16 protein-coding genes are annotated in these 18,775 nt (G+C 58.7%); 5 read left to right on the top strand and 11 right to left on the bottom strand.

What is annotated here, in order from left to right; translation table 11 throughout:
* Positions 1–12 precede the first annotated feature (12 nt).
* Together nagZ and HU727_RS18085 are read right to left on the bottom strand one after the other, a co-directional pair.
* Positions 13–1,011 carry a beta-N-acetylhexosaminidase gene (nagZ, locus tag HU727_RS18090; protein WP_186533564.1) on the bottom strand — a complete coding sequence of 333 codons (999 nt, stop codon included), beginning with the start codon at positions 1,009–1,011 and terminating at the stop codon, positions 13–15.
* 170 nt (positions 1,012–1,181) lie between these two features.
* On the bottom strand, positions 1,182–1,889 hold the full coding sequence (locus HU727_RS18085; RefSeq protein ID WP_186533549.1) for a TetR/AcrR family transcriptional regulator: 708 nt from the start codon (positions 1,887–1,889) through the stop codon (positions 1,182–1,184).
* A gap of 229 nt (positions 1,890–2,118) precedes the next feature.
* Between HU727_RS18085 and lexA the strand changes: the two genes are divergently transcribed.
* Together lexA and sulA are read left to right on the top strand one after the other, a co-directional pair.
* A complete protein-coding gene (lexA, locus tag HU727_RS18080; protein WP_016775490.1) occupies positions 2,119–2,727 on the top strand; it encodes a transcriptional repressor LexA in 609 nt (202 codons plus the stop codon).
* 10 nt (positions 2,728–2,737) lie between these two features.
* Positions 2,738–3,211 carry an SOS-induced cell division inhibitor SulA gene (gene sulA / locus HU727_RS18075; RefSeq protein WP_186533550.1) on the top strand — a complete coding sequence of 158 codons (474 nt, stop codon included), beginning with the start codon at positions 2,738–2,740 and terminating at the stop codon, positions 3,209–3,211.
* A 95-nt stretch (positions 3,212–3,306) separates the two neighbouring features.
* On the opposite strand, the gene HU727_RS18070 is transcribed toward sulA, so the two are convergent.
* From HU727_RS18070 to HU727_RS18040, 7 genes are all read right to left on the bottom strand, one after another.
* Positions 3,307–3,540: a hypothetical protein gene (locus HU727_RS18070; protein ID WP_003226592.1), complete on the bottom strand. Its 234-nt coding sequence runs from the start codon at positions 3,538–3,540 to the stop codon at positions 3,307–3,309.
* A 106-nt stretch (positions 3,541–3,646) separates the two neighbouring features.
* On the bottom strand, positions 3,647–4,171 hold the full coding sequence (locus HU727_RS18065) for a DUF6586 family protein (protein ID WP_186533551.1): 525 nt from the start codon (positions 4,169–4,171) through the stop codon (positions 3,647–3,649).
* Between the two features lie 144 nt (positions 4,172–4,315).
* Positions 4,316–6,949, bottom strand: coding sequence for a type I DNA topoisomerase (gene topA / locus HU727_RS18060; RefSeq protein ID WP_186533552.1), 2,634 nt, complete (start codon positions 6,947–6,949; stop codon positions 4,316–4,318).
* Between the two features lie 114 nt (positions 6,950–7,063).
* Positions 7,064–7,300, bottom strand: coding sequence for a DUF1653 domain-containing protein (locus HU727_RS18055; RefSeq protein ID WP_186533553.1), 237 nt, complete (start codon positions 7,298–7,300; stop codon positions 7,064–7,066).
* Between the two features lie 99 nt (positions 7,301–7,399).
* A complete protein-coding gene (fadA, locus tag HU727_RS18050; protein WP_007910465.1) occupies positions 7,400–8,575 on the bottom strand; it encodes an acetyl-CoA C-acyltransferase FadA in 1,176 nt (391 codons plus the stop codon).
* Positions 8,576–8,604: 29 nt separating this feature from the next.
* Complete coding sequence (gene fadB / locus HU727_RS18045) at positions 8,605–10,752, bottom strand: fatty acid oxidation complex subunit alpha FadB (RefSeq protein WP_186533554.1); 2,148 nt, start codon at positions 10,750–10,752, stop codon at positions 8,605–8,607.
* 526 nt (positions 10,753–11,278) lie between these two features.
* Entirely contained in the window at positions 11,279–11,716 is a 438-nt protein-coding gene (locus HU727_RS18040) for a hypothetical protein (protein WP_186533555.1), read from the bottom strand.
* A 101-nt stretch (positions 11,717–11,817) separates the two neighbouring features.
* Here HU727_RS18040 and HU727_RS18035 point away from each other — a divergent pair, with 101 nt between their 5' ends.
* Positions 11,818–12,255, top strand: a complete 438-nt coding sequence (locus tag HU727_RS18035) for a universal stress protein (protein WP_186533556.1) — start codon at positions 11,818–11,820, stop codon at positions 12,253–12,255.
* 71 nt (positions 12,256–12,326) lie between these two features.
* Here the strand turns inward: HU727_RS18035 and HU727_RS18030 are convergent, their stop codons facing one another.
* Complete coding sequence (locus HU727_RS18030) at positions 12,327–14,246, bottom strand: ATP-binding cassette domain-containing protein (RefSeq protein WP_186533557.1); 1,920 nt, start codon at positions 14,244–14,246, stop codon at positions 12,327–12,329.
* A 214-nt stretch (positions 14,247–14,460) separates the two neighbouring features.
* Between HU727_RS18030 and HU727_RS18025 the strand changes: the two genes are divergently transcribed.
* The gene (locus HU727_RS18025; RefSeq protein WP_186533558.1) at positions 14,461–16,389 is read left to right on the top strand and encodes a transglycosylase SLT domain-containing protein; all 1,929 of its coding nucleotides are present in this window, start codon (positions 14,461–14,463) and stop codon (positions 16,387–16,389) included.
* Positions 16,390–16,489: 100 nt separating this feature from the next.
* On the opposite strand, the gene HU727_RS18020 is transcribed toward HU727_RS18025, so the two are convergent.
* Entirely contained in the window at positions 16,490–18,268 is a 1,779-nt protein-coding gene (locus HU727_RS18020) for an ABC transporter transmembrane domain-containing protein (protein ID WP_186533559.1), read from the bottom strand.
* Between the two features lie 258 nt (positions 18,269–18,526).
* On the opposite strand from HU727_RS18020, the gene HU727_RS18015 reads away from it, so the two are divergent.
* The gene (locus tag HU727_RS18015; RefSeq protein WP_186533560.1) at positions 18,527–18,706 is read left to right on the top strand and encodes a PA1571 family protein; all 180 of its coding nucleotides are present in this window, start codon (positions 18,527–18,529) and stop codon (positions 18,704–18,706) included.
* Positions 18,707–18,775 lie beyond the last annotated feature (69 nt).

Here is an 18,775-nt window from a genome sequence, read left to right as displayed (position 1 = left end):
AACGAAAAATCCTTAATCGATCAGTTGAGCGTCTTTGAGCGCGCCGAGGGCGGTGAGCCAACGCGGGTCCTGACGATAATCGGTGCTGGCGAAGGCCTGACCACGCATCTTCGCGATGCGCGAGGAAGGCTTGACCTTCATGCGCTGGGCGGCACTCAGGGCCAGTTCAGCCGCCGCGCGATCGTTGCACACCAGGCCCATGTCGCAACCGGCGCTCAGCGCGGCTTCGATACGGCTGGCAGCATCACCGACCACATGGGCGCCGGCCATCGACAGGTCGTCACTGAAGATCACGCCGTCAAACTGCAATTCGCCACGCAGCATGTCCTGCAGCCAGCGCCGGGAGAAACCGGCGGGCTGTGAATCGACCTGCGGATAAATAACGTGCGCCGGCATGACTGCCGCCAACTGCTTGCTCAAACGGGCGAATGGCACCAGGTCGTTGGCGCGGATCTCGTCAAGGCTGCGCTCGTCGTTCGGGATAGCGACGTGCGAATCGGCTTCGGCCCAGCCGTGTCCCGGGAAATGCTTGCCGGTGGCAGCCATGCCCGCGCTGTTCATGCCGCGAATGAACGCGCCGGCGAGCAACGCAGCGCGCTCGGGATTGCCTTCAAAAGAACGGGTGCCGACCACGGCGCTGCGCTGATAGTCCAAATCCAGCACCGGGGCGAAACTCAGATCAAGCCCGACCGCCAGCACTTCGGTTGCCATGATCCAGCCACATTGCTCGGCGAGGTATTCGGCATTCGGGTTGTCGGCGATGGCGCGCATGGCCGGCAGCCGGACGAAGCCCTGACGCAGACGCTGCACGCGCCCGCCTTCCTGATCCACCGCCAACAGCAAATCCGGGCGAATGGCGCGGATGGCTGCGCTGAGCTCGCGCACCTGGCGGGGATGCTCGATATTGCGAGCAAAAATAATCAGGCCGCCCACTTCGGGCTGACGCAACAGTTGGCGATCTTCGGCCGTCAGCCAGGTACCGGCGACGTCCACCATCAACGAGCCTTGCAGGCCAGCAGTCATAAGCATTCCTTGAAAACGAAGAACCCGGTCGGCATGAGCTCGCGATCGAGGGCAGTGGCCGGTCGGTCAGCAGGGTTCATGCGGATCGGGTTCAGTACGGGAGTCGGCATGGGCGGCTAGCTTAGCGGATACAACCCGCTACGCCCACCCGTGCGAGGTCAAACCTTGGCGGCAACTGGCGCGGATTTGCTGCGCGGACGCAGTTGCGCGGCGGCCATGGCTGTATCGGTGACGCCGGTTTCAGCGCGCATACCCGCAGCGAGAAACGGCACCATGAGACGCATCACTTGTTCGATGGACGTATTGACGCCGAAATCGGTCTCGGCAATCGCTCGCAAGGCCTTGATCCCGGACATGCTGAACGCCGCCGCGCCGAGCATGAAATGCACGCGCCAGAACAGTTCGATCGGTGGAATGCGTGGCGCAGCTTCGTTGACCAGCAGCATGTAGCGGCGGAACACCTTGCCGTACATATCTTCCAGATAACGACGCAAGTGGCCCTGGCTCTGGCTGAACGCGAGGCCAAGCAAACGCATGAAGATCGACAGGTCGTTACCGCTGCGTGGCTGCACGACAAGGGCTTGCTCGACGAGGATTTCCAGCAGTTCTTCGAGCGTCGGCTTGTTTTCAGGCTTGGCCTGACGGCGCTCCAGCTCTTTATCGAGGCTGACGCAAAACGGTCCCAGAAAACGCGAGAACACGGCCTGGATCAGCGCCTTCTTCGAACCGAAGTGATAATTCACCGCAGCCAGATTGACGCCAGCCTTGCTGGTGATCAAACGCAATGAGGTTTCAGCGAATCCTTTCTCCGCGAACAACTGCTCGGCAGCATCAAGAATGCGTTCAACGGTTTCCGACTGGGCCATGGCTACTCCGCCTGACAAACACTTGTTTGAAACATACGTTTCAGCCTTTGCCTTGTCAAGCCTGCCAGTCCGTTTTGGGAATGGTCGGTCAGCTATTTAACCACACAAGGCAGCAGCATTAATAAGCGTGCCTGACGACCACTCGGCGGTCGGCGAAAAAACGGCCATTGCCAAGACCGTTTCACTGTATATAATCCCAGTCACTGTATAAAAAGACAGAGCGATCATTATGCTAAAGCTGACGCCACGCCAAGCCGAGATTCTGGCCTTTATCAAACGCTGCCTCGAAGACAACGGCTACCCGCCAACCCGTGCGGAAATCGCTCAGGAGCTGGGCTTCAAATCGCCAAATGCGGCGGAAGAACATCTCAAGGCGCTGGCCCGCAAAGGCGCGATCGAGATGACCCCGGGCGCGTCTCGCGGCATCCGCATTCCCGGTTTCGAGGCCAAGGCCGACGATTCCACCCTGCCGATCATTGGCCGGGTGGCTGCCGGCGCGCCGATCCTTGCCCAGCAGCACATTGAAGAATCCTGCAACATCAACCCGACCTTTTTCCATCCTCGTGCCGACTACCTGCTGCGTGTTCACGGTATGAGCATGAAGGACATCGGCATTTTCGACGGTGACCTGCTGGCAGTGCACACCACTCGCGAAGCGCGTAACGGCCAGGTCGTCGTTGCCCGCATCGGCGACGAAGTGACGGTCAAACGCTTCAAGCGCGAAGGCAGCAAAGTCTGGCTGATCGCCGAAAATCCCGAGTTCGCCCCTATCGAAGTCGACCTGAAAGATCAGGAACTGGTGATCGAAGGCTTGAGCGTCGGCGTCATTCGCCGCTAAAGGAGGCTTTATGCAGTTCCCACAAACACCTCAGCAAACACAACTGCCTTTATTCGAAGCGTTTCTGGCGCAACCCATGGCGCCGATCCTGAAAGACGTGGACGAGCGTGAATGGAATGCCAAACCTGACGCATTCAGTGAGCTGTCACTGCGGGGCGCGGCCGGGAACTGCTTGAATCTGCTTGCTCCGATCCTTCGCGAACTCAGCGAAAATCAGGACGCCCGGTGGCTGACACTCATCGCACCACCCGCCAGCCTGACTCAAATCTGGCTGCGTGAGGCCGGACTGAACCGCGAGCGCATTCTGCTACTGCAACCGCGCGGCACTCAAAGTGCTCAGCAACTGGCGTGCGAAGCTTTGCGCCTGGGCCGCAGCCACACCGTGGTTACCTGGCTCAATCCGCTGAATGCCAATTTGCGGCAGCAGTTGATCAGCGCTGCACGCACGGGCGACGCACAGAGTTTGAATATTCGTTTGGGTTGATGATTCATAATGCGCGCTGTTTGAAGCGCAGGGCTTCTCCAAGGACAGAGAAGCCGATCTGAAGCGCAAGCGACCGAGACAAAACAAGGCGCGGATCAATGAAGAACCCGCGGCCCCTCTTCCTTATCAAACTCGCCCTCAACCATACGCCCCGCCATCTGTACGCCGACGCTCAACATCGCCTTGGCAATTTCGACGTGCTGACCTTGAAGGAACGCCTTGGCATCCTCGGAGAAATCCAGCGTCACCAGAGAACCTTCGTCCTCAGCCCTGCGCAGTTCGATTCGGCCGTCTGGTAACTCGACAATTTCTAGAAAGGACGTTGGCATATAAGTCTGTTCTCCACGAAAGGCTGCGATTATATAGACATCATTCGAGCTTCGCTCAGGATCTTGACCAGCAGCATGTTTCCGATTGCCACCGCGTCAATCGCCCTCAGCATTCGTTCAAGCCTTCACGGAAGCGGATCGCCAAAGCTTTAAGGTTCTGCATCCAGCTCTCGAGGTCTTCTCGGCTGAGCTCTTCTGAAACCTGTTCTTCATCAAGATTGACGGCCTGAATCAGCGGCTGCGTCACGTCCCCTTTCGGTTTGTGTGGCACCCTTGGAGGTTGAAACAGCGCCGCGTGCGCCGCCAGCAGTTTGGCCAGCCAGGTTTCCGGGTTACCGGCCAGCTCGACCATTTCCGCGAGCTCCGGAATCGCTATCGACTCCAGCACCTCTCGCCTCAACAGCTCCTCCGCCCTTGGCGCATTGGCCTGCGGCAGACGGTAGAAACCGGCGATCTCATGACACAAACCCAGCAAAGCGCCGTAAAGATGGAACAACGCTGATTCGCGCCCGGCTTGAATCAACGCCAAAGAATTCATCGCCCGCCCCTCTTCAGCGCGCGCCAGGGCTTCCAGCGACAGGCCGGCGAAATAAATCTTCTGGTTGGTACGGGTATAGAGTTCGTGGGCCATGACGGCAGCCTCCACAACGAAATAATTGCTTCATACAGGCCGGACAGTGTCATGGAACAGCCGTCGCCACCGCAAGCACAAAACAAAAAGGCCGCATGACATCCCGGAGGTTTCATGCGGCCTTTTCGCTTTTCAGGCTAACGCTTACTCAGCCTTCGCCTTTGCGCTGCGCTTGTCTTCAACCGTCCACTTGCCACCGTCGTAGTAGGCCTTCCAGCCAGTAGGCTTGCCATCAACTTCGGTCTGCACGTATTGCTCCTTGGTCTTGCGGCTGTAACGGATAACCGCTGGCAGGCCATCAGGATCTTTCTGTGGCGCCTCGCACAGGAAGTGATACTTCGGATCAATCTCGTCCTTGTGCGGCAGAATCTCAATCACCAGCGGAGCGCGAGTCTCACGGTTTTTCGGGAACTGACTGGCCGCCAGGAACAGACCGGAGGCGCCGTCACGCAGGATGTAGGTGTCGTTGACCTTTTCGCATTTCAGCTCAGGCATCTTCACCGGGTCCATCTTCGGCGGCGCCGCGTCACCGCTTTTCAGCAGTTTGCGGGTGTTCTTGCAGGTCGGATTGGTGCAACCGAAAAACTTGCCGAAACGGCCAGTCTTGAGCTGCATTTCGCTGCCACACTTGTCGCATTCCAGGCTCGGACCTTCGTAGCCCTTGATGCGATAGCTGCCCTCCTCAATCTCATAACCGGCGCAATCCGGGTTGTTACCGCAGATGTGCAGCTTGCGCTTCTCATCCAGCAGGTACGCGTCCATCGCCGTGCTGCAGATCGGGCAGCGATGCTTGCCGCGCAATACCAGAGACTCGGACTCACCCTCGTCATCTGCAGCGATCTCGTCGCCTGGCACCAGGTTGACGGTCGCCTTGCAGCGTTCTTTCGGCGGCAGGCTGTAGCCCGAGCAGCCGAGGAACACGCCAGTGGATGCAGTACGGATCTGCATCGGACGGCCGCAGGTCGTGCACGGGATATCGGTCATGACCGGCTGGTTGGCACGCATGCCGCTGTCCGGGTTTTCCGCTACTTCGAGTTTCTTTTTGAAATCGCCGTAGAACTCGTCCAGCACGTTTTTCCAGTCTCGCTCGCCCTGGGCCACGTCATCGAGGTTTTCTTCCATGCCGGCGGTGAAGCCGTAGTCCATCAGGTTGGAGAAGCTCTCCGACAGACGCTCGGTAACAATGTCACCCATCTTTTCCGAGTAGAAACGACGGTTGTGCAAGGTTACGTAGCCGCGATCCTGAATGGTCGAAATAATCGCCGCATAAGTCGAAGGACGGCCGATACCGCGCTTCTCCATTTCCTTCACCAGACTGGCTTCCGAGTAACGGGCCGGCGGCTTGGTGAAGTGCTGGGATGGATCAAGCTTGATCAGCTTCATCACGTCGCCTTGCGCCATATCGGGCAGAACGTCGTCGTCACCTGGCTTGGTTATTTGCGGCATGACGCGGGTGTAACCATCGAACTTGAGAATACGGCCCTTGGCGCGCAGCTCGAAGTCGCCAGCACCCACGCTTACGGTTGTGGACAGGTATTGCGCCGGCAGCATCTGGCAAGCGAGGAACTGGCGCCAGATCAGCTCGTACAGGCGCTCAGCGTCACGTTCCATACCCGCCAGCTTGGCCGGCGTCGTATTGGCGTCTGAAGGACGAATCGCTTCGTGAGCTTCCTGAGCACCTTCCTTGCTGCTGTAGACGTTCGGCGTTTCCGGCAGGTATTTCTTGCCGAACTCGTCTTCGATGTACGTACGCGCCATCGCCACGGCATCAGCCGAGAGATTGGTCGAGTCGGTACGCATATAAGTGATGTAGCCGGCTTCGTACAGACGCTGGGCCATCATCATGGTTTTCTTCACGCCGAAGCCCAGGCGGTTGCTCGCTGCTTGCTGCAAGGTAGACGTAATGAAAGGCGCTGACGGCTTGCTGCTGGTCGGTTTGTCTTCACGCTTGACGATGCTGTAGCTCGAAGACTTCAGCTTCTCCAGCGCGGCCATGGCCTGGGCTTCGTTGAGCGGCTTGAAGGCCTCGCCTTTCTCGCGGGCGACTTCGAAACGCACGGTCGAACCTTTGGTGGTGCCGAGATCGGCGTGCACTTCCCAGTATTCTTCCGGGTTGAAGGCGCGGATTTCGCGCTCACGCTCAACCACCAGTTTCACGGCAACCGATTGCACTCGGCCAGCGGACAAGCCACGGGCAATTTTCGCCCAAAGCAGTGGCGAAACCATGTAGCCGACCACGCGATCAAGGAAGCGGCGCGCCTGTTGCGCGTTGACGCGATCAATGTCGAGTTCACCTGGCTTGGAAAACGCTTCCTGAATGGCCTTCTTGGTGATCTCGTTGAACACCACACGCTTGTAGCGACTGTCGTCGCCACCAATGGCTTCGCGCAGGTGCCAGGCAATGGCTTCCCCCTCGCGATCCAAGTCGGTTGCGAGATAGATGGTGTCAGCATCCTTGGCGAGCCGGCGCAGCTCTTCGATGACCTTTTCCTTGCCTGGAAGGATCTCGTACTTGGCTTTCCAGCCATGATCGGGATCGACGCCCATGCGCGAGACCAGCTGCTTGCGCGCTTTCTCTTTCGGCGAGAGCACCGGACCTTCGCCCGCGGCAGCCTTGCCGCGCTTGGCGGCTGGCTCTTTGCTGGCGCTAGCCGAACCGCTGGTGGGCAGGTCTCGGATATGGCCGATACTCGACTTCACCACGTATTGGTTGCCCAGATACTTGTTGATGGTCTTGGCCTTAGCCGGGGATTCCACAATGACCAGCGATTTGCCCATGGATCAGAAAATTCCTGAATTCTAGAAGTGAAAGGCGGTTGGCGCCTGACGCGGCACCGCTATATATAGTTGATACAAGGTGAGGTCAAGCGCAGGGTTGTCTGCGCGCCCGCCTCATGCCTTGTCAAAAATGCTTGGTTCGGCCTGCACCAAAGCAAAGCGTGGCACCTGCTCGCCGTCAACCTCGACCGACTCGACGAACATGCTCAATGGGCGAACCCAAAAGCCGTAATCGCCATACAGGGCTTGGTAAAAGACCACTTCTTCTTCGGTCTCGGAATGCCGCGCAATACTGAATACGCGGTACTGCGGACCTTTGTAATGTTGATAGAGCCCAGGTTGTATCGGCATGGTTTGGCCCTCGCTAAATTTTTTTCAAAAATAAAAACAAAATAAATCCGCAAAAACAAAAACCGGGGCACTTGGCCCCGGCTTCCATCGACGAAACGCTTAAACGCGTTCGAAGACCGTGGAGATGCCTTGGCCGAGACCAATGCACATAGTGGCCACCCCGAAGGTGCCGCTATTCTGCTTCATCACGTTCAGCAGAGTGCCGGAAATACGCGCACCGGAGCAACCGAACGGGTGACCCAGGGCGATTGCACCGCCGTGCAGGTTAACCTTCTCGTTCATCTTGTCGAGCACTTTCAAATCTTTCAGCACTGGCAGGGCCTGTGCGGCGAAAGCTTCGTTGAGCTCGAAGAAGTCGATATCGTTGATGCCAAGGCCGGCACGCTTCAGGGCTTTTTGTGTCGCTGGCACTGGACCATAGCCCATGATTGCCGGATCCACACCCGCCACAGCCATCGAGCGAATCACCGCCATCGGCTGGATACCAAGATCCTGCGCACGCTGCGCCGACATCACGATCATGCACGACGCACCGTCGGTGATCTGCGACGAAGTACCGGCAGTCACAGTGCCGCCCTTTGGATTGAAGGCAGGCTTGAGTGCCGCCAGACTTTCCAGGGTAGTTTCCGGACGAATGGTTTCGTCGTAGTCGAACAGTTTCAGGAAACCATTCTCGTCGTAGCCCTGCATCGGGATGATTTCATCCTTGAACTTGCCTTCCACGGTTGCCTTGTGGGCCAACTGGTGGGAACGCACGCCGAAGGCGTCTTGCTGTTCACGGGTGATGCCATGCATTTTGCCGAGCATCTCTGCAGTCAGACCCATCATGCCCGAGGCTTTCGCCGCGTAGAGGGACATGTGCGGGTTCGGATCGACACCGTGCATCATGCTGACGTGGCCCATGTGCTCGACGCCGCCGACGACGAAGACGTCACCGTTGCCGGTCATGATCGCTTGCGCAGCGGTGTGCAGCGCGCTCATCGACGAGCCGCACAAACGGCTCACAGTCTGGCCGGCAGACGTGTGTGGAATCTGGGTCATCAGCGACGCCATGCGCGCAATGTTCCAGCCCTGCTCCAGGGTCTGGTTTACACAGCCCCAGATCACGTCCTCGACTTCAGCCGGATCGACCTTGGCGTTGCGCTCCAGCAGTTTGCTGATCAGGTGCGCCGACATGTCTTCGGCGCGGGTGTTGCGGTGCATGCCGCCCTTGGAGCGGCCCATCGGAGTACGACCGAAGTCGACAATCACGACGTCTCTAGGATTCAAGCTCATACGTTCACTCTCACTCTAGTTGGGGGCACTTAACCGAAGAAGCGTTGGCCGGTCTTGGCCATTTCGCGCAGCTTCGCGGTCGGGTGGTACAGCGCGCCCAAATCAGCGTACTGGTCAGCCAGGGCAACGAACTCGGCGACACCGATCGAATCGATGTAGCGCAGCGCACCGCCACGGAACGGAGGGAACCCGATACCGTAAACCAGACCCATGTCGGCTTCGGCGGCGGTTTCAACGATGCCGTCTTCCAGGCAACGCACGGTTTCCAGGCACAGCGGGATCATCATCCAGTTGATGATGTCTTCGTCAGTGACTTCGCGCTGCTCGTAAACAATCGGCTTGAGCACTTCCAGCACCGACGGGTCGGCGACTTTCTTCTGCTTGCCTTTCTTGTCGGCCTCATAGGCGTAGAAGCCCTTGCCGTTCTTCTGACCCAGACGCTTGGCCTCGTAAAGTACGTCAATGGCCGAGCGACGGTCATCCTTCATGCGATCCGGGAAACCCTCGGCCATGACGTCACGACCGTGGTGGCCGGTGTCGATGCCGACCACGTCCATCAGGTACGCTGGGCCCATTGGCCAGCCGAATTTCTCCATGACCTTGTCGATACGGACGAAGTCCACACCGGCGCTGACCAGCTTGGCGAAACCGCCAAAGTACGGGAACAGTACGCGGTTGACGAGGAAGCCCGGGCAGTCGTTGACGACGATCGGGTTCTTGCCCATTTTCTTGGCGTAGGCAACGGTGGTCGCAACCGCCTGTTCGCTGGACTTCTCGCCACGGATCACTTCCACCAGCGGCATCATGTGCACCGGGTTGAAGAAGTGCATGCCAACGAAGTTTTCCGGACGCTTGAGGGCCTTGGCCAGCAGGCTGATGGAAATGGTCGATGTGTTGGATGCGAGGATGGTGTCCTCTTTGACCTTGTCTTCGACTTCAGCAAGTACGGCTTGCTTGACCTTCGGGTTCTCGACGACAGCTTCGACAACCAGATCCACATGACCGAAATCGCCGTAGGACAGCGTTGGACGAATGCCGTTGAGCACTTCCGCCATTTTCGCGGCGGTCATGCGGCCTTTATCAACGCGGCCAACCAGCAGCTTGGCGGCTTCGGCCAGGCCCTGCTCGATACCGTGCTCGTTGATATCCTTCATCAGGATCGGCGTGCCTTTGGAAGCCGACTGATAGGCGATGCCGCCACCCATGATGCCAGCGCCGAGTACGGCAGCCTGCTTAACGTCCTTGGCAATCTCGTCGTAGGCCTTGGCCTTTTTCTTCAGCTCCTGATCGTTCAGGAACAGACCGATCAGGCTCTGCGCGGCCGAGGTTTTGGCCAGTTTGACGAAACCGGCAGCTTCGACTTCCAGCGCCTTGTCGCGACCGAAGTTCGCGGCTTTCTGGATGGTCTTGATGGCTTCGACTGGCGCCGGGTAATTCGGGCCGGCCTGACCTGCCACGAAGCCCTTGGCGGTTTCGAAAGCCATCATTTGCTCAATGGCGTTCAACTTGATTTTTTCAAGTTTCGGCTGGCGCTTGGCCTTGTAGTCGAACTCGCCGGAGATGGCGCGCTTGATCAGCTCAAGGGCAGCTTCCTGCAGCTTCTCTGGAGCAACCACGGCGTCGACGGCGCTGACTTTCAAAGCGTCTTCGGCACGGTTTTCCTTGCCGGCGGCAATCCATTCGATGGCGTTATCGACACCGATCAGACGCGGCAGACGCACGGTGCCGCCGAAGCCTGGGTAGATGCCCAGTTTGACTTCCGGCAGGCCGATCTTGGCCGTGCTCGACATGACGCGATAGTCAGCCGCCAGACACATTTCCAGACCGCCACCCAGGGCAATGCCGTTGATGGCGACGACGGTCGGCACGCTCAGGTCTTCGAAATCGCTGAAGATCTTGTTGGCTTCGAGATTGCCAGCAACCAGCTCGGCATCCGGCAGCTTGAAGTTGTCGACAAATTCGGTGATGTCGGCGCCGACGATGAACACGTCCTTGCCGCTGCTGACGATCACGCCCTTGATCGAAGCATCTGCCTTGATGGTGTCTACCGCCTGACGCAGTTCGTTCAGGGTTAGACGGTTGAACTTGTTGACGGACTCACCCTTGAGGTCGAATTTCAATTCGACGATGCCACTTTCAAGAGCTTTAACCGTGATGGCTTTACCTTCGTAAATCATCAACTGATCTCCACGATATGGAAGCTGAACAGTACACGTCGGACGCAAGTAAACGGTTCAGTACGACGCTTGGGCGTCGAAGCTGATAACCCATTCACCCGGCACACCCGCCAACGCGATAGTCGGGATTCTGTAGGAGCAGTCTGTAAGACAAACGCTCAATTCATACGCCCGTTTGATTCGGGTACGTCACCTTCACGGAATTTCTGACAATTGTCAATCGCCCTAAATTCGGGCTGAAAAGCGACTTTGCAGTCATTTCTGCACCATGATGAGCAACAACACACGCCCGCATGGCAAGTCATTCATAGAATCAATAATTAGAAAAGTCGCCCTAATCCCCGGCGGCGCCCCGTTTACAAGGCTACGCTAGGAAAGGCTAAAGGAAATTTGGCGAAGGAAGAGAATCACCAGCAGCGAAAAAGTTTCCGGCCTGCCTGGCCAACCCGCCCGACGAATCATGTCGGGCTTTTTATTGCGTGTCTGCCGGACGTTTCACACCGTTGCAGTGAGAAAAGTCCACGTATCACGCCAGCGCTTTCAGCGTCGCGTCGATATTCTGCAATACCGTCGCCTCGCCCTTCTCGCCCCAATACAAGGCGATCATCTGCTTGTCCGCCTCGACCTTGAAAACGTTGGCCGGCAACGTTTCGAAATAATCGAGCAGCGTCCGGTCTTCACAGATTTCCTGCCATTGGTTGACCCACACGCCCGGGGTTTTCTGCCAATAGGACCAGCATGCCGGCTGGCTGCCACGGCGCGGGCGATGGTATTGGGCGCAGGGGTTCGGCGGTTCCTGAGACAACCAGTGCGGCCACTCCTGCGGCGCCAGTTGCATGGCCAGCCCCATACGACGCGCTTCCATGCGCAGGGCGATTCGACCACTCTGCGCGCGTGATGGGCGCAACCACGCCAGTGGGCTTAAAACCACCAACAGGATTGACACCACTATCCAGACCGTCATATCTGTACTCCGTTTTTTGATGAGCCCATTGAGCCGCTTCGGAACCAATGTGCTTGAAACCAGCCATACTCAACAATATTGAACTTTGCGAGGAGCGCCTCATGCCCTACCACCACATCCTGGTCGCCGTAGACCTGACCGAAGAGTGCGACCCCGTCATTCACCGCGCCCGCGAACTGTCGGTGAGCAACGGCGCGAAGTTGTCGTTGGTGCATATCGTTGAACCGATGGCGATGGCTTTCGGCGGCGACGTGCCGATGGATCTGTCACAACTGCAACAGCAGCAATTTGATCAGGCCAAGGAACGCCTCGAAAAACTGAAAGCCAAGTACCCTGAACTCGAAGGCGCCAACTGCCACCTGACTTACGGCCAGCCACGCCAGGAGATTCATCACTTCGCCAAGGAACAACAATGCGATCTGATCGTGGTCGGCAGTCATGGCCGTCATGGTCTGGCGCTACTGCTGGGCTCAACCGCAAACGACGTGTTGCATGGCGCACCTTGCGATGTGCTGGCAGTGCACCTGGTCAAACGCTGAGCCCGTCGGCGACGCCTGCGAAAAGCCCGGCCTCACGTAAATGAGGCCGGGCTTTTTTATCGCCGGATCAGTCAGACATCCAGCTCGGCCCAACGCTCCACCAACGCATCCAGCTCAGCCTGCAGTTGCTCCAGCGAAGCAATCACTTTCGCCGTTTCCGCCGCAGGACGCTGATAGAACCCGGCTTCAGCCATTTCGGCTTCAACCGCAGCGATCTGCTGTTCCTTGGCGTCGATATCGCCCGGCAAGGCTTCCAGCTCGCGCTGCAGCTTGTAGCTCAACTTCTTCTTCGCAGCGGGTGCAGCGGCGGGCGCTGCCACCGGCGCCGGCTCAGCCGTAACCACTGCCGAATTCAGGTCTGCCTTGCCCGACTTGCTTTCGGTCACGCCCAACAGACGCGGCGAACCGCCCTGACGGATCCAGTCCTGATAGCCACCGACGTATTCGCGCACCTTGCCTTCCCCTTCGAAAACCAGGGTGCTGGTGACCACGTTGTCGAGGAATGCCCGGTCGTGGCTGACCATCAGCACAGTGCCGTTGAATGTCAGCAGCACTTCTTCAAGCAGCTCGAGGGTTTCCACGTCGAGGTCGTTGGTCGGTTCGTCGAGCACCAGCAGATTGGCCGGCTTGCTGAACAGTTTAGCCAGCAGCAGACGCGCTCGCTCGCCACCCGACAGCGCCTTCACCGGTGTGCGGGCGCGCTGCGGGCTGAACAGGAAATCGCCGAGATAACTGAGCACATGGCGGCTCTGACCGTCGATGTCGATGAAGTCGCGACCTTCGGCGACGTTGTCGATAACGGTTTTTTCCAGATCCAGCTGATGGCGCAACTGGTCGAAGTAAGCCACGTCGATCCGCGTGCCCTCTTCCACTTTGCCGCTGGTCGGTTGCAGACCGCTGAGCATCAGTTTCAGCAGCGTGGTCTTGCCGGTGCCGTTGGCACCGAGCAGGCCGATACGGTCGCCGCGCTGCAGGACCATCGAGAAATCCTTGATCAGGAACGGCCCGCCCGGGTGAGCAAAACTCACATTATCGAGGACCATGACCTGCTTGCCGGATTTGTCGGCGGTTTCCAGCTGAATGTTGGCCTTGCCGGTCCGCTCGCGACGTTCGCTGCGTTCAACGCGCAAGGCTTTCAGGGCACGCACGCGGCCTTCGTTACGGGTACGTCGAGCCTTGATGCCCTGACGGATCCACACTTCTTCCTGGGCCAGACGCTTGTCGAACAGCGCGTTGGCGGTTTCTTCAGCCGCCAGCGCCGCTTCCTTGTGCACGAGGAAACTGGCGTAGTCGCCGTTCCAGTCGATCAGGCCACCGCGATCCAGTTCGAGGATGCGTGTGGCGAGGTTTTGCAGGAAGGAACGGTCGTGCGTGATGAACAGCACGGCGCCCTGGAAATCTTTCAGTGCTTCTTCGAGCCAGGCAATCGCACCGATGTCCAGGTGGTTGGTCGGTTCGTCGAGCAGCAGCAGATCAGGTTCGGACACCAGCGCCTGCGCCAGCAGTACACGACGGCGCCAGCCGCCGGACAGCTCGGCGAGCGTCTTGTCGGCCGGCAACTGCAGGCGGCTGAGGGTGCTGTCGACGAGTGTCTGCAAGCGCCAGCCATCACGCGCTTCAAGGTCGTGCTGAACGTGCATCAGCTTGTCCAGATCGGCGTCGGTGACGATGTTCTGGCTCAGGTGATGGTACTCGGCGAGCAAGGCGCCGACACCGTCGAGTCCCTCGGCAACCACGTCGAACACCGTCCGCTCGTCGGCCACTGGCAACTCTTGCGGCAATTCGCCGATTTTCAGACCGGGGGCACGCCACACCGAGCCGTCATCGGGCTTCTGGTCGCCCTTGACCAGTTTCATCATGCTGGATTTGCCAGTGCCGTTGCGGCCGATGATGCACACCCGCTCACCACGGGCGATCTGCCAGGACACCTTGTCCAACAACGGCATAGCGCCGAACGCAAGGGACACATCGCTGAATTTGAGCAGGGTCATGAGCTTCTCCAAAAACCGGGGGCGCATTCTACCTGACTTGAGGCTTCAGCAGGCCGGCAATTTGTCTGTCAGAGCACTCTGCACAACATTTGTTGCGAACTTGTTCAGGGAGGCTCGCAAAGCTTTCGCCGCTTGCTGGCAAAAGGCTAAGCTACAGACAATTCAGTGCGGATTTCGGTCAGCACTTGTCATGATTTCTCTGCCCGGATGTCTCATGCGCAGTCGCCTTTTCAGTGTTTTGTCCTGCTTGCTACTAACCGCCGCTGCTGCTCAATCCGCCCAGGCGGTGGACCTTTCAACTCAACGCCAGTACTACGATGAAGCCAAGCGCGCGCTGGCCAAGGGCGATACCGGCCCGTATTTTCGATACAGCCAGGCGCTGGCCGACTACCCACTGGAACCGTACCTGGCTTACGACGAACTCACCGCGCGACTGAAAACCGCAAGCAATGCGGAGATCGAGAAATTCCTCGCCGAACACGGTGACCTGCCCCAGGCCAATTGGATGAAGCTGCGCTGGTTGCGCTGGCTCGCCGACCGTGGCGACTGGGCGACCTTCGTCAAATACTACGACCCGAAACTGAATTTCACCGAACTTGACTGCCTAAATGCGCAGTATCAGATCACTCACGACAAAAAAGCCGAAGGCTACGCCAACGCCGAAAAGCTCTGGCTGACCGGCAAATCGCAGCCCGCGGCCTGTGACACGCTTTTCGGTATTTGGGCCGCCGACGGCCAGCTCACCGAACAGAAACGCTGGGAGCGCACCAAGCTCGCGGCGCAGGCGCGTAACTATCCGCTGGCCAACAGCCTGATCAACGGCCTGACCACCCTCGCCCCGCGCGGTCGCTTGCTGGTGGATGTGGCGCAGAAACCCGAGTTGCTCAATCAGCCTTCGCGCTTCAGCCCGGCCGATGAGCCAATGTCCGATGTCGTCAGCCTTGGCCTGCGCCGCCTGGCTCGTCAGGATCCGGACAAGGCGATGGCCCTGCTCGACGGTTACGCCAGCAGCATGCATTTCTCACGGGATGAAAAAGTAGCGATCGCCCGTGAAATCGGCCTGACCCTGGCGCGCCGTTTCGACAGCCGCGCGCTGGACGTGATGACGAAGTACGATCCAGAGTTGCGCGACAACACTGTTTCGGAATGGCGCCTGCGTCTGTTGCTGCGTCTGGCCCGTTGGGACGACGCCTACGAACTGACCAAACGTCTTCCGCAAGACCTGGCCACCACCAACCGCTGGCGCTACTGGCAGGCGCGTAGCCTGGAGCTGGCCCAGCCAAAGAACCCGCAAGCGTTGACCCTGTACAAGAATCTCGCACGGGAGCGGGATTTCTACGGTTTCCTCGCCGCCGACCGTTCACAGTCACCCTATTCGCTGAACAACAAGCCGCTGGTGCTCAGCCAGGCGCTGATCAACAAAGTGCGCAACACTCCCGGCGTGCGCCGCGCTCTGGAGTTTCATGCACGCGGGCAGATCGTTGACGGGCGCCGCGAGTGGTACCACGTCAGCCGCCACTTCAACCGCGATGAGATGGTCGCCCAGGCCAAACTGGCGTACGACCTGAAGTGGTACTTCCCCGCGATCCGCACCATCAGCCAGGCGCAATACTGGGACGATCTGGACATCCGCTTCCCGATGGCACACCGCGACACGCTCGTGCGGGAAGCCAAGGTGCGTGGTCTGCATTCGAGCTGGGTGTTTGCCATCACTCGCCAGGAAAGCGCTTTCATGGACGATGCCCGCTCCAGCGTCGGCGCCAGCGGCCTGATGCAATTGATGCCCGGCACCGCCAAGGAAACCGCGCGCAAGTTCAGCATTCCGCTGGCCTCGCCACAGCAAGTGCTCATTCCGGACAAGAACATCCAGCTCGGCGCCGCCTACCTCAGCCAGGTGCACAGCCAGTTCAACGGCAACCGCGTGCTCGCCTCCGCCGCCTATAACGCCGGCCCCGGACGCGTTCGCCAGTGGCTGCGCGGCGCTGACCACCTGAGTTTCGACGTGTGGGTGGAAAGCATTCCGTTCGATGAAACCCGGCAATATGTGCAGAACGTGCTGTCGTATTCGGTCATCTACGGCCAGAAGCTCAACTCGCCACAGCCGTTGGTGGATTGGCATGAGCGTTATTTTGATGACCAGTAACCGGTAGTCCGGTTAGGCAGAAGCTGCGATTGTTGCTTCAAAACAATGCCCGCATCTACATGCGGGCATTTTTATGTCAAAGATCAGCCTTCGGCCGTTCCTACAGGTCGCCTGCTTGACCATCATTGAACTGCAACGCCGCCAGCCGCGCATACAGCGGATTGCTCGCAATCAATTCCTGATGCGTGCCCACCGCTACCAACTTGCCTTGATCCATCACCGCAATACGATCAGCGTTTTTCACCGTAGCCAGTCGGTGCGCGATGACCAGCGTCGTGCGATTTTCCATGAGCGTTGGCAAGGCTTGCTGGATCAGGTGTTCGCTCTGCGCGTCGAGGGCGCTGGTAGCTTCGTCCAGCAGCAGGATCGGCGCGTCTACCAGCAAAGCGCGAGCAATTGCCAGTCGCTGACGCTGCCCGCCGGACAGTCCAAGACCGCCATCGCCGAGATGGGTTTGGTAGCCCTGAGGCATTTGTTCGATGAAATCGTGGGCGTGGGCAATTCGCGCGGCTTCCTTGACCTGCTCCAGCGTGGCGGCCGGGCAACCGTAGCGGATGTTCTCTTCCACGCTCCCGAAAAACAGCGCAGGCGTTTGCGAGACCAGCGCAAAACAGCGACGCAAATCCAGCGGATCAAGACGGGTCAGCGGCACCCCATCGAGCAGAATCTGGCCCTCCCCCGGATCGTAGAAGCGCAGCAACAAATCGTAAACCGTGGACTTGCCCGCGCCGGACGGCCCCACCAATGCCAGGGTTTCGCCCGCCTTGACCGTAAGACTCAGACCGTCGACCGCATAGCTTTCTGGACGCGACGGGTAGGAAAAACGCACGTCGCTGAGTTCGATCTCACCCTTGACCCGCGCCGGCAACGTTACCAGTCCAGTGATGGGTGGCTGGATGATGTTTTCCGAGCGCAGCAACTCCGCGATCCGTTCCGCGGCGCCCGCAGCGCGCTGCAGCTCGCCGATCACTTCACTCAACGTGCCGAACGCACTGCCGACGATCAGGCTGTAGAAGACAAACGCCGCCAGCTCTCCCGCAGAAATGCGCCCGGCCATCACATCCATGCCGCCGACCCACAGCATCACTGCCACCGCGCCCAGCACCAGCACGATCACCAGCGTGATCAACCATGCCCGTTGAAAAATCCGTTTACGTGCCGTCTCGAACGCTTGCTCGACAGTCGAGGCGAAACGCTGCTCGTCCTGCACCTGATGGTTGTAAGCCTGAACGGTTTTGATCTGGCCGAGGGTTTCGGACACGTAGCTGCCAATGTCGGCGATGCGGTCCTGGCTCTGGCGCGACAGATTGCGTACACGTCGACCGAAAATCAGGATCGGCGCGATCACCAGCGGCAGCGCAATCACGACGATGCTGGTGAGTTTGGGGTTGGTAATGAACAGCAGCACGACACCGCCGATTACCATCAACAGATTGCGCAAAAACAGCGACAGTGACGAGCCGATCACCGATTGCAACAACGTCGTGTCGGCCGTCAGGCGCGACTGAATTTCCGAACTGCGGTTGTCCTCATAAAAACCCGGATGCAAGTACACAAGATGATTGAACACTTGACGACGGATGTCGGCGACCACGCGCTCGCCGATCCAGGACACTAGGTAGAAACGGGCAAAAGTGCCCACCGCCAGTCCCAACACCAACAACATGAAAATCCCAATGGACTGGTTGAGGAGATGCGGCGACCGGGTCATAAAGCCCTGATCGACCAACAACTTGATGCCCTGCCCCATCGACAAGGTGATGCCGGCAGTGACGATCAGGGCGAGCAAGGCGCCAAAGGCATGCCAGCGGTACGGCAGGAGAAAATGACTGGTCAGGCGCAAGGCGCGCCGGTGCCGGGAGGAAAGCATCGAAATCATGAAATTCACGTCTGCGCTGATGAATAGGGCCAGCCTACACACTCAGATGGGGTGGAACTCTGTAAATCACAATGAGTCAGGTTAAATATGCCCGTGATGTCCGGTTGCTAGAAACGATTGGTCTAAGGTCGCGGTTGAGACGGGCGGTCATTTCTGTTTGAGTAGAGATGCCGCCCGCCGACAGACCGCAGGGAGTTGTCACAGCCTGGTCACGAGGCGGTTTTAACCTAGGCACACAACCTGATGAGGAGACAGGCCATGTCCTTGCAACACAGCAGCGAAGACAAGATTGAAGTAATCCGCACCCAGCCCGATCAGTCCCTGGGTTGCTCCATCATTGATGAGCACGGCCGCGAAGTCCCGATCACAGAAGACATGATCCAGGACGCTTGCCGCGAACTGGAGAAGCGATTGGTCAAGCCTGCCGAACAAGAGTGATATAGCCACCGTCTTCCTGACCCGGCCCCGATTGGCCGGGTTTTTTATGTGTAATTTAGCTGCAAATCG

The organism is Pseudomonas khorasanensis (assembly GCF_014268505.2).
Lineage (GTDB): Bacteria > Pseudomonadota > Gammaproteobacteria > Pseudomonadales > Pseudomonadaceae > Aquipseudomonas > Aquipseudomonas khorasanensis.
Note: the sequence above shows the minus strand (reverse complement) of the source record. Positions and strands in the feature narration are given on the sequence as shown.

Bases quoted from the DNA above. Each gene is read 5' to 3' on its own strand.
- HU727_RS18085 (WP_186533549.1), bottom strand. From the start codon at position 1,889: ATGGCCCAGTCGGAAACCGTTGAACGCATTCTTGATGCTGCCGAGCAG.
- lexA (WP_016775490.1), top strand. From the start codon at position 2,119: ATGCTAAAGCTGACGCCACGCCAAGCCGAGATTCTGGCCTTTATCAAA.
- sulA (WP_186533550.1), top strand. From the start codon at position 2,738: ATGCAGTTCCCACAAACACCTCAGCAAACACAACTGCCTTTATTCGAA.
- HU727_RS18070 (WP_003226592.1), bottom strand. From the start codon at position 3,540: ATGCCAACGTCCTTTCTAGAAATTGTCGAGTTACCAGACGGCCGAATC.
- HU727_RS18065 (WP_186533551.1), bottom strand. From the start codon at position 4,171: ATGGCCCACGAACTCTATACCCGTACCAACCAGAAGATTTATTTCGCC.
- topA (WP_186533552.1), bottom strand. From the start codon at position 6,949: ATGGGCAAATCGCTGGTCATTGTGGAATCCCCGGCTAAGGCCAAGACC.
- HU727_RS18055 (WP_186533553.1), bottom strand. From the start codon at position 7,300: ATGCCGATACAACCTGGGCTCTATCAACATTACAAAGGTCCGCAGTAC.
- fadA (WP_007910465.1), bottom strand. From the start codon at position 8,575: ATGAGCTTGAATCCTAGAGACGTCGTGATTGTCGACTTCGGTCGTACT.
- fadB (WP_186533554.1), bottom strand. From the start codon at position 10,752: ATGATTTACGAAGGTAAAGCCATCACGGTTAAAGCTCTTGAAAGTGGC.
- HU727_RS18040 (WP_186533555.1), bottom strand. From the start codon at position 11,716: ATGACGGTCTGGATAGTGGTGTCAATCCTGTTGGTGGTTTTAAGCCCA.
- HU727_RS18035 (WP_186533556.1), top strand. From the start codon at position 11,818: ATGCCCTACCACCACATCCTGGTCGCCGTAGACCTGACCGAAGAGTGC.
- HU727_RS18030 (WP_186533557.1), bottom strand. From the start codon at position 14,246: ATGACCCTGCTCAAATTCAGCGATGTGTCCCTTGCGTTCGGCGCTATG.
- HU727_RS18025 (WP_186533558.1), top strand. From the start codon at position 14,461: ATGCGCAGTCGCCTTTTCAGTGTTTTGTCCTGCTTGCTACTAACCGCC.
- HU727_RS18020 (WP_186533559.1), bottom strand. From the start codon at position 18,268: ATGATTTCGATGCTTTCCTCCCGGCACCGGCGCGCCTTGCGCCTGACC.
- HU727_RS18015 (WP_186533560.1), top strand. From the start codon at position 18,527: ATGTCCTTGCAACACAGCAGCGAAGACAAGATTGAAGTAATCCGCACC.